This is a genomic window from Alloyangia pacifica (genome assembly GCF_900116195.1).
In the GTDB taxonomy this organism is placed as follows: domain Bacteria; phylum Pseudomonadota; class Alphaproteobacteria; order Rhodobacterales; family Rhodobacteraceae; genus Salipiger; species Salipiger pacificus.
The window spans coordinates 1-16,519 of the sequence record NZ_FOZW01000004.1 but is presented as its reverse complement, the minus strand read 5'-3'; the positions used below and the strand labels follow the sequence as shown (position 1 = coordinate 16,519).

Sequence of the window (16,519 nt, the reverse complement as noted above, 5' to 3'; positions counted from 1 at the left end):
CGCATGTTCGGAGCCACGCCGGGCGTGCAAGCCCGTCATGCCCTCGGGTCAGGAGAGCGGCAGGCGGGGCTCCGGGGGCGCGGACTCCCCCGGGTTATTTGCACCTAGAAGAAAATCAGCTGCTCCGTTCGCGGCGCAGCTTCGCGAAATATTCCAAGCGTTTCTTCAAGTCGCGCTCGAAGCCGCGCTCGACCGGGGCGTAGTAGCTGTCGCGACCGATCTCCTCGGGGAAGTAGTCCTGGCCCGAAAAGCCGTCCTCGGCGTCGTGGTCGTAGGCATAGCCGCTGCCGTAGCCCTGCTCCTTCATCAGCCGGGTCGGCGCGTTGAGGATGTGCTTGGGCGGGCGCAGCGAGCCGGTCTTCTTCGCGGCGGCGCGCGCGGCCTTGTAGGCGACGTAGGTGGCATTCGATTTCGGTGCCAGCGCCAGGTAGACCAGCGCCTGCGCAAGCGCCAGCTCGCCCTCGGGCGAGCCGAGCCGCTCGTAGGTCTGCCAGGCCTGCAGGCAGATCGCCTGCGCCTGCGGGTCCGCAAGGCCGATGTCCTCGACCGACATGCGGGTGATGCGCCGGGCGAGGAAGCGCGGGTCCTCGCCGGCTTCGAGCATCCGGGCGAACCAGTAGAGCGTCGCATCGGGATCCGAGCCGCGCACCGATTTGTGCAGCGCCGAAATCAGGTTGTAGTGGCCGTCGCCGGACTTGTCGTATTGCGCCGCGCGGCGCATGAGCCGGGTCGAAAGCGCCTCGGTGGAGAGCGCGCCTTCGACCGTCCATGCCATGATCTGCTCGATCAGGTTCAGCAGCGTCCGACCATCGCCGTCGGCCATCTCCAGCAGCGCCGCGCGGGCGGCGGCGTCGAGTGGCAGTCTGCGGCCCAGTTCCTGTTCGGCGCGCTGTGCGAGCCGGTCGAGATCATCGCGCCCCAGACGCTCCAGAACCAGCACCTGCGCGCGCGACAGTAGCGCGGCGTTGAGCTCGAAGCTCGGGTTCTCCGTGGTCGCGCCGACGAGGAGGATCGTGCCATCCTCCATGTGCGGCAGGAAGCCGTCCTGCTGGGCCTTGTTGAACCGGTGGATCTCGTCAACGAAAAGCAGCGTGCCCTGGCCGTTGCGATGGCGGATCTTCGCGGCCTCGAAGACCTTCCGCAGTTCGGGCACGCCGGTGAATATGGCGCTGATCTGCACGAAATGCAGGTCGGTGGCACTCGCCAGAAGCCGCGCGATGGTGGTCTTGCCGACTCCCGGCGGCCCCCAGAAGATCAGGCTCGACAGCGCCCCCGAGGCGAGCATGACCCCGAGCGGTGCCTCCGGGCCGAGCACCTGCTGCTGGCCGATCACCTCGCCGAGCGCCTGCGGGCGCAGCCGGTCCGCCAGCGGGCGGGGACCGCCGCGTCCGGGTTCGGGGCTGCTGTCCGGCGCATCATCGAAGAGATCGGCCAAGAGCTTGCCTCCCCTAAACCCGGAAGCGCAGGGAGATGCGGCCGTTGCCGCGCTGCGCGTCGATCTGGATGCGCGGCGCAGCCTTCTTCAGCAGCCCGTCCACGTCGCCCGGCACCTCGATGCCCTGTCCGTTCACAGCGCGCAGCAGATCGCCGCGCTGCAGCCCAATCCGGGCACCCCAGGGCCCCGGATCGACAACCACCACGCCCTCGCCACCCGCCAGAGGCATCCCGAGCTCGGTCTGCACCGCCGGGTTGAGCCGCGCCAGCGTCAACCCCGGCAGCACCGCGCGCTCGTCCAGCGTGACGCGCTGCTGCGGCGGATCGTCCGGGGCGGCGATCATCGCGACCTTGGCCTCCTGCTGCGCGCCATCGTGCAGGTAGGTGATCCGCGCCTCATGGCCGAGCCCTGTGACCGACATGCGGTACAGCATCTCCGGCGGGGTATTCACCCCCTGCCCGTCCACCGCCAGCACCACGTCGCCCACATCGAGACCGGCCCTTGCGAAGGGGCTGGCTGCGTGCAGCTGCGAGATCAGCACACCGCCGGGAAGCCCCATGCCGAGGCTCTCCGAAAGGTCCGCATCGACGCTCTGCCCGGTCATCCCGGCCCAGGGCCGCTCGAAGGAGGTCTTGCCCGCCTCGGCCTGCTCGACGAATTGCTGCACCAGCGCCGAGGGGATGGCGAAGCCGATGCCGTTGGAGCCGCCCGAGCGGGTGAGGATCGAGGTATTGACCCCGATCAGTTGGCCCTTCACGTCGATCAGCGCGCCGCCGGAATTGCCCGGGTTGATCGGCGCATCGGTCTGGATGAAGTAGCCGCGGGCATTGCCGGTGGCGGTGCCCGACCGCGCCAGACCCGAAACGATGCCCGAGCTGACCGTCTGACCGACGCCGAAGGGGTTGCCGATGGCCAGCGCCAGTTCCCCCACCTCGACCGTGTCGCTGTCGCGCAGCGGCAGGAAGGGCATGTCCTTGGCCCCCTCGAGCTTGAGGATGGCGAGGTCGGCTTCCTCGTCGGCGAGCAGCACCTCGGCGTCGTATTCGGCACCGTTGTTGAGCACCACGCGGATGTCGGTGGCCTGGCCAACAACGTGGTAGTTCGACACCACGATGCCGTCGCCCGAGAGGATCACCCCGGAGCCGAGCGAGTTCTGCACTCGCGGACGGCCGCGGAAGTCCTGGAACAGATTGCCGAAGAGCGGGTCCCCCGCAAAGGGGCTGCGCGCCTCGACCACGCGGCTGGCGTAGATGTTGACCACGGCGGGGGTCGCCTGTTTCACCAGCGGCACGAAGGAGAGGGAGATTTCCGCCTGGCTCTGCGGCACCTGCGTCTCGGCAAGGGCCGGGGCTGCGGTGACGGCGAGGGCAAGGGCGGGAACGATCAGGATGTTTCGGAGCATTATGCGGTCCTCCAGTACCTTTCGATATGTCGGGGCAACCCCGCGATTGCAAGTCACGCCCCGGTGCGTTCCGCGTGCGCTTTTCGTGCACTGCGCCCGGCTCCGCCTTCGCGCGGAGACTGGAAAAGCCGCGCGCGCCGTGCCAGAAGCCGCCGCGTCAGACATTGGAGTGCCTCTCATGCAGATCGTCTCGCTCATCGCCCGCCCCGGCACATTGGACACCGCGCTGGTCGAGAGCCTGCGCAATGCCTTCGGCGGCGGTCCGGTCACCGTGCTCTCGGACGGCGAGGCGGCGGAATTCCCGGTCGAGGCGGTGCCCGGCAACTTCGAGGAGGTGCGCGCCTCGCTCGGTCAGCAGGCCGATCTGAACGTCGTGCCCGCCGAGGGGCGCCGGAAGAAGATGCTGCTGGCGGACATGGACAGCACGATGATCCAGCAGGAATGCATCGACGAGCTGGCCGAGGAAGCCGGCGTCGGCGCGCATGTGAAAGAGATCACCGCCCGCGCGATGAACGGCGAGCTCGATTTCGAGGGCGCGCTGACCGAGCGTGTGGCGCTGCTCAAAGGCCTGCCCGAGAGCGTCATCGGCAAGGTGCTCGAGACGCGCATCACCCTGATGCCGGGCGGCCCGGCGCTGGTCGCGACGATGAAGGCGAACGGCGCCTATGCTGCGCTGGTGTCGGGCGGCTTCACCGCCTTCACCGGACGCGTCGCCGAGATGATCGGCTTCGACGAGAACCGCGCCAATACGCTGCTGATGGAAGACGGCAAGCTGACCGGCGTGCCGGCCCGGCCGATCCTCGGCCGCGAGGCCAAGGTTCAGGCGCTGGAGGAGATCACCGCGCGTCTCGGCATTGCCGAGAACGATGTGCTGGCGGTGGGCGACGGGGCGAACGATCTGGGGATGCTCGGCCGCGCCGGCTTCGGCGTGGCGCTGCATGCGAAACCCTCGGTGCAGGCGGAATGCACGCTGCGCGTGAATCTCGGCGATCTGACCGCGCTGCTGTTCCTGCAGGGCTACGCACGCAGCGAATTCGCGGACTGAGAGGCGGAGGGCGCAGCGGAGGGCGCAGCGCAGGGGCTCCGCCCCTCTTGGCCTGCGGCCAATTCACCCCGGCGTATTTGGAAAGAGAAGAAGGGGCGCGGCAGGCGCCCCTTTCCTTTATGCCGCGAAGAGCGTGTCCAGCGGCCGAACCTCACCGGTCACCAGACCATCGAAGTTGCTCACCTCGGGGTTGAGGAAGCGGTGCACGTCGGGATGCGCCGGGTCCGCGACACCAAGCCGCACCAGCAGCGAGGCCATGACGCATTCCGCCGCGCGGGTCGCGCCGTCGAGAATCTTCACCGCGACGCCGAGACCGCGTTGCGGCAGGATGGCGACGAAATAGCCCTCGGCCCCGGTCTTGATCGCGATCGGCTCGAGCGCGGCGCGCATCAGCAAGGTGCAGGCGCGGCCTTCGCCGGCCACCAGATCCGGGAACGCGTACATCGCCTCGACCAGCTGGGCACCGGCGCGGCTGAGCGAATCGTGGCGCTGGTGGGCGCTGGCAAACCAGCCCATCGCCCGGGCCATGCCGTGCATCGAGGTGGCGAGGTTGGGGGCCGAGCAGCCGTCGATACCGTAGCAGGGGCTGACCTCGCCGGTCACCTGCTCGAAGGCCTCGCGCACCGCCACCTGCACCGGATGTTCGGGCAGCACGTAATCGGGGCCGGCACCGAGATACTGGCTCAGCGTGAGGAAGCCCGCGTGTTTGCCCGAGCAGTTGTTGTGCACCCGGCAGGGGCTCTTTCCCTCGCGGATCATCTGCAGTTTCAGACCCTTGTCGCGGCTTGGCTGCGGCCCGCACCGCAGGTCGTCGTCGCAGAGCTCGAGATCGGCCAGCCAGGCTTCAACCGCGCCCACATGCATCGGCGCGCCCTGGTGCGAGGCGCAGGCCAGCGCCAACTGCGGCGGCGTCAGGTGCCAGGCCTCGGCGGCCCCCGAGGCGACCAGAGGCAACGCCTGGATCATCTTCGACGAGGAGCGCGGGTAGACCACCGCATGCGGGTCGCCCCAGGCCTCGACGATGTTGCCCCAGCCGTCGCAGATGACCGCGTGGCCCAGATGCAGGCTCTCGGCGATCGGGCCGCGGCGGACCTCGACCAGGGGCACGGCGGCGGTGACTGTGTCTTGGGGCATTCCGGTCCTCACAAACGAGAGATATTCTGCCATCGGGGCTTTCTCGCCCCGAGGGTTTCGGTCTATTGTCCCGCCGTCGAGCACGAATGGTCGCGCCGGTCAAGGGACCGACAGAGGTCACGAGAGACACCCGGGCGCGAACCGGCAACAACAAGCAAGCACGGCTGGAGGCTGCAGGTATGAAGTCAATTCTCGGTGGGGTTCTGGGCGCGGCACTCGCGTTGAGCGCGACGGCAGGGTTCGCGCAGGAAGAAAGCACCAACCGGGTGAACGCGATCACCGACTGGTCGGTCTTCGAGGGCAACAGCCCGCGCGAATGCTGGGCGGTGACCACCTACAAGGAAAGCGTCAACACCAAGGACGGCCGCGTCGTTTCCGTGAAGCGCGGCGACATCCTGCTGATGGTCTTCTACCGTCCCGAGGCGAACGTCATGGGCCAGGTGGCCTTTACCGGCGGCTATCCCTTCGCCGGCGGCTCGACCGTGGGCGTGGACATCTCGGGCGAGAAATTCGACCTCTACACCGAGGGTGAATGGGCCTGGCCGGCGACCCCGCAGGACGATGCGAAGATCATCGCAGCGATGAAGCGCGGCGCCGACGCGGTGCTGACCGCGGGATCGAGCCGTGGCACGCAGACGAAGGACACCTTCTCGCTCCTCGGCTTCACCGCCGCGGTGGAAGACGCCGAAAAGCGCTGCTCGGGCTGAACCGGCACCGGTGAGTATTTGGAGAAAGATGAAAGGCACTCGCCAGCCTTTCATCTTTCCGAAAATACTCGAAAGCGGCGCTTCCTGTCGCGCTCCACGGTTGAAATTCGCACGGCCATCCACAGATGAGCTGCAGCAAGGGGACGCGCCCGCGCGTTCCCTTTGACTTATTGCCGCCGAATCCTGTATGGACAGGCCTTCTTTTTCCGAGGATGACGTGATGACTGCCAGCGCGCCGATCACCCAGGACGTGGTGACGATCCCCCGCAAGCTGCCGGAAGACGGCAAGCTCAACCTCGTGGGGCTGACCCGCGACGCCCTGCGCGCCGCGCTGATCGAGGCCGGCACGCCCGAGAAGCAGGCGAAGATGCGCGTCAACCAGATCTGGCAGTGGGTCTATCACTGGGGCGTGCGCGACTTCGGCGCGATGACCAACCTCGCCAAGGACTACCGGGCGCTGCTCGACGACAAGTTCAGCATCGAGCTGCCCGAGATCGTCTCGAAGCAGGTCTCGGCCGATGGCACCCGCAAGTACCTGGTGCGCATCGCCGGCGGCCATGAAGTCGAGGTGGTCTACATTCCCGAGGAAGGCCGCGGCACGCTCTGCATCTCTTCCCAGGTGGGCTGCACTCTGACCTGCTCCTTCTGCCACACCGGCACGCAGAAGCTCGTGCGCAACCTCACCGCGGGCGAGATCATCGGTCAGGTCATGCTGGCGCGCGACGATCTCGACGAATGGCCCGCGCCGGGCACCGGCACCGGCGAGGATGGCCCGCGCCTGCTGTCGAACATCGTTCTGATGGGCATGGGCGAGCCGCTCTACAACTTCGACAACGTGCGCGACGCGATGAAGATCGCCATGGACGGCGAGGGCATCGCCCTGTCGCGCCGCCGCATCACCCTGTCGACTTCGGGCGTCGTGCCGGAGATAGCCAAATGTGCCGAGGAGATCGGCTGCCTGCTGGCGGTCAGCTTCCACGCCACCACCGACGAGGTGCGCAACAAGCTGGTGCCGATCAACAAGCGCTGGAACATCGAGGAACTTCTCACTTCCTTGCGCGAGTATCCGCGGCTGTCGAACTCCGAGCGCATCACCTTCGAGTACGTGATGCTCAAGGACGTGAACGATACCGACGCCGACGCGCGCCGATTGGTGAAGCTGATCCAGGGCATTCCCGCCAAGATCAACCTCATCCCGTTCAACGAATGGCCCGGCGCCCCCTACCAGCGTTCGGACTGGGAGCGCATCGAGCGCTTTGCCGACATCATCTACAAGGCCGGCTATGCTTCGCCGATCCGCACCCCGCGCGGCGAGGACATCATGGCCGCCTGCGGCCAGCTGAAATCGGCCACCGAACGCGCCCGCAAGTCGCGCAAGCAGATCGAGGCCGAGACCGGCCTCGGCGGCGCCGCTTGACTTACCTGATCTAAACAATCAGGATTACCTCACCCAGCCAGTCCCGTCTCCGGGACAGCCCGGATCGACGGCCCCGCGCGCGGGGCGACTGGCTGGGAGAGGTTCCATGCGACATGAACGTTTCGACCGCGTCGAGCTGCGGCCCGCGGAAATGCGGGTGGTGCAGCTTCTGCGGCTCTGGCGCGCCGATGACGAAGCGGGCGCGCAACTGCTGCTGCGCGATGCGCTCGGCTTCACCCGGGCCCGCTCCTGCCTGCGTGCCTTCGGCGATCTTGCCGAACTGCTCACACGCCATGGCTGGCACGGCCCGCTGATCCTGCCGCAGGAAGCGCAGGGCATCTCGGACGACGAACGCGCCATCGCGCGTTTCGTGCTGACCGCCACCGAACAGGACCGCGAGCTGGCGCTGGCCGAGGCCACGATGCTGGTTACCCCGGCGCATATCCTGACGTTGACCAATGCCGCCGAACGTGTCGGCCTGCCGCTCCTTTGCGAGGAATGCCGCGCCCGGCTGAACTGCCCTCTGAGCTGACGCGCTCACCGGGGTGTGCCAAGCGCAAACGCCCCCTTGACCTTCCAGTGACTGGAACCCCTATCTAGAGGACCAACCTGGATTGGAAGGAGTCGCGTGATGGCACATGAGAGCTTGCGCTTCGAGGTGACGAAGATGACCTGTGGCGGCTGCGCGGGACGCGCGCAGAAGGCGCTGGCCGGGGTCGAGGGCGTAACCGACGCCTCGGTGAACCTCGCGACGAAGATGGCCCGTGTCGAGGGCAGCGCAGGGGTGCCCGCGCTGCGCGCCGCGCTGGACAAGGCGGGATATCCTGCGGGCGAGTCGACCCTGCGGCTCGGCATCGAGGGCATGAGCTGTGCCTCCTGCGCGGGCCGGGTCGAGCGGGCGCTGGCCGATGTGCCCGGCGTGCTCTCGGCGCATGTGAACCTCGCCAGCGAGACCGCCGAAGTGAAACTGCTCACCGGCTCTGCCGAGGCGCCCGCGCTGATCCACGCGGTCGAGGGCGCGGGCTACAAAGCCAACCTCGCCAGCGACGACAGCGCCGAGCACGAGGCACGCAAGCAGGTCGAACATGCCGCGCTGAAGCGAGACCTGATCATCGCCGCCGCGTTGACCGCGCCGGTGTTCCTGATGGAGATGGGCGGGCATTTCATTCCCGGCGTGCATCACCTGATCGCTTCCACCATCGGCACCACCACCTCGTGGCTGATCCAGTTCGTCTTGGTCACCGCGGTGCTGGTCTGGCCCGGGCGGCGCTTCTACCAGATCGGCCTGCCGCTGCTTGCCAAGGGCGCGCCGGACATGAACTCTCTGGTGGCGCTCGGGACATTGGCGGCATGGCTCTATTCCACCGTCGCGCTCTTTCTGCCCGGGCTGCTGCCCGAGGGCACGCGCGCCGTCTACTTCGAGGCCGCCGCCGTGATCGTCACGTTGATCCTGCTCGGCCGTTTCCTTGAAGCACGAGCCAAGGGGCGTACGGGGGCTGCTATCAAGCGGCTCGTGGGTCTGAAGCCCTCGACTGCGCGGGTCGTGCGGGATGGCGAGATCGTTGAGTTGCCGATTGCCGAGGTCGTCGCGGGCGATGTGCTGCACGTGCGCCCCGGCGAGCGCATCGCCGTCGACGGCGAGGTGCTGACCGGGCGTTCCTATGTCGACGAGAGCATGATCACCGGCGAGCCGGTGCCCGTGGAGAAATCCCAGGGCGCCACGGTCGTTGGCGGCACGGTCAACGGTGCGGGCGCGCTCAGCTTCCGGGCCACGGCGGTGGGTGCCGACACCATGCTGGCGCGGATCATCGCCATGGTCGAGGAGGCGCAGGGCGCCAAGCTGCCGATCCAGGCGCTGGCCGACAAGGTGGTGATCTGGTTCGTCCCCGCGGTCATGGCCGTCGCCGCGCTGACCTTCCTCGCGTGGCTGGTCTTCGGCCCCTCCCCCGCGTTGACCTACGCGCTGGTCGCCGGGGTCTCGGTGCTGATCGTCGCCTGCCCCTGCGCCATGGGCCTTGCCACGCCGACCTCGATCATGGTCGGCACCGGTCGGGCCGCCGAGCTGGGCGTGCTGTTCCGCAAGGGCGACGCGCTGCAGCGGCTGGAAAGCGTGCGCATCGTCGCCTTCGACAAGACCGGCACGCTGACCGAAGGGCGCCCCGAGCTGGTGCGCACCTCCGCGGCGCCCGGCTTCGGCGAGGCCGAGGTGCTGCGGCTCGCCGCCAGCGCCGAGCAAAGCTCGGAGCACCCCATCGCGCGGGCGCTGGAGCGGGCCGCCGAGGGCACCTTTCCGCAGGCCGAGGAGGTCGAGGCCATCGCGGGGCACGGGCTCAGCGCCCGCGTGGACGGCCGCCGCGTGCTGGTCGGGGCCGCGCGGCTGATGGCGCGCGAGGGGATCGACCTCGGCCCACTGAGCGCCGCACATGACGAGATCGCAACCGCCGGTCAGACACCGGTGCTGGTCGCCGTGGACGGGGCGATTGCCGGGGCGCTGGCCGTCGCGGACAAGGTCAAGCCGGGCGCCAAGTCGGCCATCGCCAAGCTGCACGACATGGGCCTCAAAACCGCGATGATCACCGGCGACACGCGGGCCACGGCGCAAGCCATCGCCGCAGAGCTGGGCATCGACCATGTCGAGGCCGAGGTGCTGCCCGAGGGCAAGCGCGACGCTGTGCGGGCACTGCGCGCGGCGCATGGCGCGGTGGGCTTCGTGGGTGACGGCATCAACGATGCCCCCGCGCTGGCCGAGGCCGAGGTGGGCCTTGCCATGGGCACAGGCACGGATGTCGCCATCGAAAGCGCCGACGTGGTGCTGGTCTCGGGCGACACCCGGGGCGTGATCGAGGCGGTTCACCTGAGCCGCGCCGTACTGCGCAACATCCGGCAGAACCTGTTCTGGGCCTTTGGCTACAACGTGGCGCTGATCCCGGTTGCGGCAGGGGTCTTCTACCCGGCCTTCGGCACGCTGCTCTCGCCGATGCTCGCCGCCGGAGCCATGGCGCTGTCGTCGGTCTTCGTGCTCAGCAACGCGCTGCGCCTGCGGCGGCTGCCATCGGCGATGCCGCCAGAGCGCCTGATGTGCGGCACGCCCTTCATGCGCGCCAAGGAGAAGGAGGCCGAGGCATGAATATCGGAGACGTCGCAGAGCGTGCCGGGCTGCCGCCCAAGACCATCCGCTACTACGAGGACATCGGACTGGTGACCCCGCACCGGGGGGCCAATGGCTACCGCGCCTTCACTGAGCAGGACGTGCACAAGCTGGCCTTCCTCGCCCGCGCACGCACGCTGGGGTTCACCATCGAGGACTGCCGCGCCCTGCTCGCGCTCTACGAGGACGAGAGCCGCGCCAGTTCCGAGGTGAAGCACATCGCCGAGGAGCATCTCGCGCAGATCGACGAGAAGCTGGCCCAGCTGCAGCAGATGCGCGACACGCTGGCGCATCTGGTCCACGCCTGCCACGGCGACGACCGGCCCGATTGCCCGATCCTCAGCGACCTGGCCTGCAAGGCGAGCTGAAGCTCAGTCTTGCAGCTCCAGCTCGCGCAGCGCCTTGCGCGTGGCGTGCCAGACCGGCAGCAGCGCGTCGAGGCTGTCGGCGGGCAAGGGATCGCCGCTGCGCGCCTTGTCCTCCTCGCGGCGCAGCGCGCCGTGAAGTGCGCTGGCTCCGAAAACCGCTGCCGAGCCGGCGATGCGGTGCACCTTCTCGGCATATTGCGCGGGGGCGATCCCCGCTCCCAACTCCTCGGCCAGCCCCGCGAGTCCGGTTTCCGTCTCTGCCAGGAAGCGATCCCGCAGCGAGGCAAACAGATCGGGCCCGAGCGAGGTCGCCGCGGCGCGCAGCGTCACATCGTCCAGCACCTTGTCCGGCACCGCCATGGCAACGCCTGCCTCTGTCGTCTCGCTGCCGCTGCCCGAGGCGGGCGCGATTCCCGCGATCACCCCGGCCAGCGCGCGCCAGGTGATCGGCTTGGTCAGGGTCGTGCTCATCCCGGCCTCGCGAAAGCGCGCGATGTCGGCGGGCAGCGCATGCGCCGTCAGCGCGACGATCGGCGTCCCGACATTGGGTCCTCTGCCACCCCGCAGGCGCCGCGTGGTCTCGACCCCGTCGAGTCCGGGCATCGAGATATCCATCAGGATGATGTCAAAAAGCTCGGAGCCCGCGACACGCAGCCCTTCGGCGCCGTCCTGCGCCTCGGTGACCGAATGCCCCATCTTGCGCAGCATGGCGGTGGCCACGAGGCGGTTCACCGGGTTGTCCTCGACGACGAGGATCCGGGCAGGTGCCATGTCGGGAAGCGTGTCGACCGGTTGTGGCGGCACTGCATTGAGCGGCGCGCGCTCCCCGGGCAGCGTGACGAAGAAACGTGTGCCCTGCCCCGGCGCGCTGGTGACCGTCACCTTCCCTCCCATCGCACTCATCAACCTTCGCACGATGCCCAGCCCGAGGCCGGTGCCTTCGGCGGCGCGCATGTAGGAGGAATCGAGCGTGACGAAATCCTCGAAGATGCGCTCGAGCTGATCCTCGGGAATACCGATGCCGTTGTCGGCCACCTCAAACGAAAGCGTTCCGTCGCCGGACACCCCGCGCAGCGAGAGCTGGATCTCGCCGTTCTCGGTGAACTTGATGGCATTGCCGACAAGGTTCACCAGCACCTGCCGCAAGCGCGCGCGGTCGCCCATGAGCATCGGGCAACCCTCTTCGGGCAGCCGCACCTGCAGCATGTTGCCCCGCGCCGCCGCGGAGGGACGCAGTACGTCCACCACCTCAGTCGCAAGCTCGGTCGGACAATATGGCGCGCGGGCGAAACTGAATTGCCCGGTCTCGAGCCGCGAATGGTCCAAGACGTCGTTCACGTGCTGCAACAGCACGTCCCCGGCCCGGCGCAGGATCTCGACGTATTCTCGCTGGTCGCGGCCAAGCTCGGTCTCGCGCAGCAGTTCGAGCGCGCCGATCATCCCGTTGAGCGGCGTGCGCATCTCGTGGCTCATGATCGCGACGAAGCGGGCCTTGGCCTGCTCGCCCTCGACCGCGCGGTCGCGCGCCTCGACCAGTTCTTCCTCGGCACTGATGTCGCGGGTGATGTCGCGGAAGTAGACCGCCCGCAGCACATCCCCCTCGTTTTCCGTCTCGGTGACCGACAGTTCCATCGGGTAGCGAGTCCCGTCGGCACGCAGGCCCTCGCAGCGGACCCGTCCGCGCCCCGCGTGTAGCGCAAGCCCTGTATCCTTCGCCTCTTCGGTGCCGGGCGGGAACAGAAGGTCGGCCGCCCGGCGTCCGAGCACCTGCCGGCTCTCGAAGCCCGATATGCAACCGGCCGCACCGTTGAACTGCAGGATGAGTCCATTGCGGTCGGTGACGACGATCCCGTCCAGCGCAGTCGACACCACCGCTTCGAGCCGGTGGTTCGCCTTGGCCCGCCGGTGCGCCTGATCGCGTGCGACGTGCATCAGCTGCCACAGGGCGACGACGCCGAGCGCCAGCGCCAGAACGAGGATCAGCGCCATACCCGAGAGCCGCACGAGCGAGTTCATCACCTTGCGACGCTGCATGTCCGACGCTGCCGAAAAGGCCCGAACCCCGGACAGCGAGATCTCGCGGACCGCCAGCCTTACGCCCTGCGCCTGCTCGCGCAGTTCGGGCAGACCCGAAACGAGCTCGGCATCCGGCGCGTCGATATATTGCACGGCGGTGTCGAGGAAGGCCCTGATGGTGCTCATCGGCTGGCGGGCACGAGGGGTGTTCACGATGTCGGCGTAGAGCCCGCCCCGGGACACCGTCTGGTAGCGGCTGTAAAAGATATCGAATGCCAGCCGCAATTCTTCGGTATCGAGGTATTCGGGGGATCTTTCCAACTCGCTCTGAAGGCGTCCGAATTCCACCTCCATTTGCGCGAGGGACCATTGGCCGTTGTCGGAGTTCGCCGTGGCGAGCCCCTGGATCTGGCGCGCGGCATCCACCGTCAGCAGGACCAGCGCCGCGAGGCAAAGCACGATGAACGGGGCACTGAGCGCCGCCCAGCGTTTGCGAGTCGGCAGGCTGCTGCCGTCGCCCGGTGCCGCCCCCTCGCTCACGGTTCGACGACGATCCGGTTGAGCTGCCAGATGCTGCGCGCGAAGATGATCTCACTGCGGTAGTCCGGGTTGAGGTCATAGGGATAGACGACCCACAGCGGTCCCTTGTCCCGGACGCTCATCAAAGAGCCGTTCCGCGCCCAGGCAATGATCGGCCCGTCGGGCACCGCGTCCTCGACCGGGATTTCGGCGGAGTAGTCGTTGATCGCCACCGCGCGGAGCTTTCCCTCGGACACGCCAAGCGCGGCGACGAGGTCGTGCAGGGAGACGCCGGTGAACCGCTGCGGCCCCTCGGTCCAGATCGTGGTCGTGGTAAAACTGGTGGTACCGAGCGCTTCCAGCATGTGCAGATCGAAGGCAGCGCCCTCCGGGGAGTTCGTCTCCGGCACATCACCGCTGACGGTGAGCAGGACCGCCCCCTGCGGCGTACCCAGCGGCAGAGCTGCCGCGGGAAGCGCCGAAAAAAGGCAGATCACGAAGAAAACGACCCAACGGAACATAAACCTCTACCTCCTTGCGAACCTTGTGGTCGCTCAATATCATACGGTCCTGTTACCCAAGCGCAAAGTCCTACCACATTGCGAGTGCCCGAGCCAGTTTCTGAAACGATCCGGTAATACTTTTGCGCCAGAAATCGCTTGCTGCATAGGTCGCACCAGGAGGACATATGCGTATTCTGGTCGCTGATGACCACGACCTCGTCCGAGAGACGATTGCCGCCTTCCTCCGCTCGGAAGGTATCGATGACGTGGACACCGCGGCAACGTTGGACGAAGCCATTGCACTCGTCGAACGCGGCATTTCCTTCGACCTGATCCTGCTCGACTACAACATGCCGGGCATGTCCGGCCTCACTGGCCTGGACCGCATGCGCGAGATCAGCGGCGGCGTTCCGGTCGCGCTGCTGTCGGGCACCGCCACGGCGGACATTGCGCAGGCCGCCATCCGCTCGGGCGCGGCGGGTTTCATCCCCAAGACATTGCCGTCAAAAACCATCGTCAGTGCGGCGCAGGTGATGGCGGCGGGCGAGGTGTTCGCCCCCTACAGCTTCATGACACAGGTGCCCGACGGGAAGGCTGCGGAACTGACCCCGCGCGAGCGCGAGGTGCTGCGCGGCCTCTGCGAGGGAAAATCCAACAAGGAGATCGCCCGCGATCTCGACCTGCAGGAAGTGACGATCAAGCTGCACGTGAAGACCCTGAGCCGCAAGCTCGAGGCGCGCAACCGCACCCATGCGGCGATGATCGCCAAGGAACTCAACCTGGCCTGATCCCCCGGCCCGGGCGCAGCCGCGCGGGCCTGTCGCAGCCGGATCAGATCCAGCGCAATCGGCGCAGGATCAGCAACTGCAGACCGACCACCACGGTCAGACCACCGCAGAACACCCAAAAGGCCAGTGGCTCGCCCGCGCCCGGCATGCCCGCCACGTTGATGCCGAAGAGGCCGGTCAGGAAGCCCAGCGGCAGGAACAACGCCGAGAGCACCGACAGCATGTACATGTTGCGGTTCAGCCGGTCAGACAATTGCCCTGCCAGCTCGTCCCGCACCAAAGCCATGCGTTCGCGCATCGCGTCGGCATCCTCGACCACCCGCTCGACGGCATCCAGCTCCTCCTCCAGCTGGCGCATGTCGTCCTGTTCGAGCCAATCCGGATGGCTGCCCTGCAAGGCGCGAAGCGCATCTCGCTGCGGCAGCAGGTAGCGCCGCAGGATGATCGCCCGCCGGCGCAGTTCCGCAAGCTGCTGCCGCATCTCGTCGTGGCCCTCCTCCAGCACGTCCTCCTCGAGCTGATCCGCCTCGTCCTCGATGCCGCCCCAGAAGCTCTCGATCCGGTAGGTCAGCCGCTCCACCAGCAGCGACAGGAAGGCCGCACAATCGTCAGGCCCGCCGCCCAGCTCAAGCGCCTGCGCAATGTCGTCTACCGCGCGCACCTTGCGCCGCGACAGGCTGACGATCCGCTGCTCGTCGATCCAGAGCCGGATCGAGACCATATCCTCGGGGTCCGCGCCCTCGGCGGTGTTGATGCCGCGCAGGATGACGATGAGACCCTCTCCGATGCGGGTGATCCTCGGCCGTGTCTCCTCGGCCACCAGAGCGTCGATGATCGTCGGGTCCAGATAGGAGAGATTCTCGACAATCCAGCCCGGTGCGTCCGGATGCGCGGCGCGCAGGTGCACCCAGCCCAGCGTGTCGCTGCGAAGCACCTCCGGGGCCTCGGTGGCGTTCATGCGAGTCCCGGCGGAGGGCCCCGAGAGGACGAATCCGGTTTCGATCAGGTCTTCGGGGCGCGCGACAAGGTTTTGCATGGGCAGAAAGTACATCGGCACGGGCAAAGGACAAGCCCCCGCTTGCGGCGAGAAAATCTCATGTTTTCAAAGCGTCCCCACCGGTCGGGACAGGGCCCTCCCGCGCTGTGCAAATTCGCACAGTACGTGGTTGTTTTTTGGAAACCCGGGTGTTTTGCAAGTGTAGTTCACGGATTTCCCGCGACCTGAAACTGAACTCATAAGTTCATTTTTCAGAAAAGCTTCACATTTCTCTTCCGTTGGAATTCGTCTCCTCACTTTCAAGCCCACGATTCCGCGAGCGACCGTGAGCGATCCGGTGATTTGATAAATCCCTTCTGAACAACGATTTATCTCCTGTCCCCGGCAGACACGGGACGCGGCGACGCAAGAAGCCGCACTCAAATCAGAAACAGGAATGTTGTTATGAAAACGCTTATCGCATCCGCCCTCATCGCCTCCGCAGCCCTCACCGGCGCAGCCTCCGCGGCTGTCGCAACCGCCTCCCCGGCCCGCGCACAGATTGAACGCGCGCTCCCCGGTGCGGACCTCAGCGGGCTGAGCGCCGACCAGATCGTGCTCGTCGCACAGGTGATCGACAGCGCCGACAACGACAACGATGGCGCTCTGGCCGCCAAGGCTCTGATCCAGAACCTTCGTTGAGCGTAGACGGCGGGCAAGGCCCTGCCCGACGATCCCGAGACAAGGGCAAGGCCGGTTCCGTCAGTGAACCGGCCTTTTCCGTTACCGGCGCATGCGCCACGGCACGAGCGCAGCAAGCGTGCCAAAAGGCCCCTGCAGGGCACACTCCAGGATGCCCCCAAACGCGTCTATGGCCCGGCTTTAAACAGGGCTCCTAGCCCGGCCCAAAGGCGAGCCCTAGACTGCTCCCAGCTGCGCCTCCTGTGCTGCTCAGGGAGCCTCCGACAGCGCCTCTGCAAAGGAAAAGGGGCCGCCCGATGGGCGGCCCCTTTCGTGATGTCCACGCACCGGTCCCGGAAGGACCGGATCAGCGCAGGATC

General features: G+C 67.3%; 14 protein-coding genes. 8 read left to right on the top strand and 6 right to left on the bottom strand.

Annotated features, from left to right (window positions below; translation table 11 throughout):
- Positions 1-115: 115 nt before the first annotated feature.
- Positions 116-1,435 carry a replication-associated recombination protein A gene (locus BM397_RS09535; protein ID WP_092423324.1) on the bottom strand — a complete coding sequence of 440 codons (1,320 nt, stop codon included), beginning with the start codon at positions 1,433-1,435 and terminating at the stop codon, positions 116-118.
- Positions 1,436-1,448: 13 nt separating this feature from the next.
- Complete coding sequence (locus BM397_RS09530; protein ID WP_092423323.1) at positions 1,449-2,837, bottom strand: trypsin-like peptidase domain-containing protein; 1,389 nt, start codon at positions 2,835-2,837, stop codon at positions 1,449-1,451.
- Positions 2,838-3,015: 178 nt separating this feature from the next.
- Between BM397_RS09530 and serB the strand changes: the two genes are divergently transcribed.
- Positions 3,016-3,882, top strand: a complete 867-nt coding sequence (gene serB / locus BM397_RS09525; protein ID WP_092423321.1) for a phosphoserine phosphatase SerB — start codon at positions 3,016-3,018, stop codon at positions 3,880-3,882.
- Positions 3,883-3,999: 117 nt separating this feature from the next.
- On the opposite strand, the gene BM397_RS09520 is transcribed toward serB, so the two are convergent.
- Positions 4,000-5,016 (bottom strand): asparaginase, encoded by a 1,017-nt coding sequence (locus BM397_RS09520; protein ID WP_092423319.1) that lies wholly within the window; start codon positions 5,014-5,016, stop codon positions 4,000-4,002.
- Between the two features lie 179 nt (positions 5,017-5,195).
- Between BM397_RS09520 and BM397_RS09515 the strand changes: the two genes are divergently transcribed.
- The 5 genes from BM397_RS09515 to cueR all read left to right on the top strand — a co-directional run bounded on the left by BM397_RS09515 (position 5,196) and on the right by cueR (position 10,656).
- On the top strand, positions 5,196-5,723 hold the full coding sequence (locus tag BM397_RS09515; RefSeq protein WP_176806581.1) for an invasion associated locus B family protein: 528 nt from the start codon (positions 5,196-5,198) through the stop codon (positions 5,721-5,723).
- Between the two features lie 220 nt (positions 5,724-5,943).
- Positions 5,944-7,140 carry a dual-specificity RNA methyltransferase RlmN gene (gene rlmN / locus BM397_RS09510; RefSeq protein WP_092423317.1) on the top strand — a complete coding sequence of 399 codons (1,197 nt, stop codon included), beginning with the start codon at positions 5,944-5,946 and terminating at the stop codon, positions 7,138-7,140.
- 106 nt (positions 7,141-7,246) lie between these two features.
- A complete protein-coding gene (locus tag BM397_RS09505) occupies positions 7,247-7,672 on the top strand; it encodes a hypothetical protein (RefSeq protein WP_176806579.1) in 426 nt (141 codons plus the stop codon).
- Between the two features lie 99 nt (positions 7,673-7,771).
- Positions 7,772-10,267 (top strand): heavy metal translocating P-type ATPase, encoded by a 2,496-nt coding sequence (locus BM397_RS09500; RefSeq protein ID WP_092423315.1) that lies wholly within the window; start codon positions 7,772-7,774, stop codon positions 10,265-10,267.
- A complete protein-coding gene (gene cueR / locus BM397_RS09495; RefSeq protein WP_092423313.1) occupies positions 10,264-10,656 on the top strand; it encodes a Cu(I)-responsive transcriptional regulator in 393 nt (130 codons plus the stop codon). Before BM397_RS09500 ends, cueR begins: the two co-directional genes overlap by 4 nt.
- A 3-nt stretch (positions 10,657-10,659) precedes the next feature.
- Here cueR and BM397_RS09490 read toward each other — a convergent pair whose 3' ends face one another.
- Positions 10,660-13,212, bottom strand: a complete 2,553-nt coding sequence (locus BM397_RS09490) for a hybrid sensor histidine kinase/response regulator (RefSeq protein WP_092423311.1) — start codon at positions 13,210-13,212, stop codon at positions 10,660-10,662.
- Positions 13,209-13,712, bottom strand: coding sequence for a putative pterin-binding protein (locus tag BM397_RS09485; protein ID WP_092423309.1), 504 nt, complete (start codon positions 13,710-13,712; stop codon positions 13,209-13,211). The genes BM397_RS09490 and BM397_RS09485 overlap by 4 nt, the downstream gene beginning before the upstream one ends.
- Before the next feature lie 167 nt (positions 13,713-13,879).
- Between BM397_RS09485 and BM397_RS09480 the strand changes: the two genes are divergently transcribed.
- Positions 13,880-14,482 (top strand): response regulator, encoded by a 603-nt coding sequence (locus BM397_RS09480; RefSeq protein ID WP_092423307.1) that lies wholly within the window; start codon positions 13,880-13,882, stop codon positions 14,480-14,482.
- Between the two features lie 43 nt (positions 14,483-14,525).
- Here BM397_RS09480 and BM397_RS09475 read toward each other — a convergent pair whose 3' ends face one another.
- Complete coding sequence (locus BM397_RS09475) at positions 14,526-15,518, bottom strand: zinc transporter ZntB (protein WP_092424039.1); 993 nt, start codon at positions 15,516-15,518, stop codon at positions 14,526-14,528.
- A 405-nt stretch (positions 15,519-15,923) separates the two neighbouring features.
- Between BM397_RS09475 and BM397_RS09470 the strand changes: the two genes are divergently transcribed.
- Entirely contained in the window at positions 15,924-16,160 is a 237-nt protein-coding gene (locus BM397_RS09470) for a hypothetical protein (RefSeq protein WP_092423305.1), read from the top strand.
- The last annotated feature ends 359 nt before the right edge of the window (positions 16,161-16,519 follow it).

Bases quoted from the DNA above. Each gene is read 5' to 3' on its own strand.
- BM397_RS09505 (WP_176806579.1), top strand. From the start codon at position 7,247: ATGCGACATGAACGTTTCGACCGCGTCGAGCTGCGGCCCGCGGAAATG.
- BM397_RS09520 (WP_092423319.1), bottom strand. From the start codon at position 5,016: ATGCCCCAAGACACAGTCACCGCCGCCGTGCCCCTGGTCGAGGTCCGC.
- BM397_RS09475 (WP_092424039.1), bottom strand. From the start codon at position 15,518: ATGCAAAACCTTGTCGCGCGCCCCGAAGACCTGATCGAAACCGGATTC.
- BM397_RS09480 (WP_092423307.1), top strand. From the start codon at position 13,880: ATGCGTATTCTGGTCGCTGATGACCACGACCTCGTCCGAGAGACGATT.
- BM397_RS09515 (WP_176806581.1), top strand. From the start codon at position 5,196: ATGAAGTCAATTCTCGGTGGGGTTCTGGGCGCGGCACTCGCGTTGAGC.
- rlmN (WP_092423317.1), top strand. From the start codon at position 5,944: ATGACTGCCAGCGCGCCGATCACCCAGGACGTGGTGACGATCCCCCGC.
- BM397_RS09470 (WP_092423305.1), top strand. From the start codon at position 15,924: ATGAAAACGCTTATCGCATCCGCCCTCATCGCCTCCGCAGCCCTCACC.
- serB (WP_092423321.1), top strand. From the start codon at position 3,016: ATGCAGATCGTCTCGCTCATCGCCCGCCCCGGCACATTGGACACCGCG.
- BM397_RS09530 (WP_092423323.1), bottom strand. From the start codon at position 2,837: ATGCTCCGAAACATCCTGATCGTTCCCGCCCTTGCCCTCGCCGTCACC.
- cueR (WP_092423313.1), top strand. From the start codon at position 10,264: ATGAATATCGGAGACGTCGCAGAGCGTGCCGGGCTGCCGCCCAAGACC.
- BM397_RS09485 (WP_092423309.1), bottom strand. From the start codon at position 13,712: ATGTTCCGTTGGGTCGTTTTCTTCGTGATCTGCCTTTTTTCGGCGCTT.
- BM397_RS09500 (WP_092423315.1), top strand. From the start codon at position 7,772: ATGGCACATGAGAGCTTGCGCTTCGAGGTGACGAAGATGACCTGTGGC.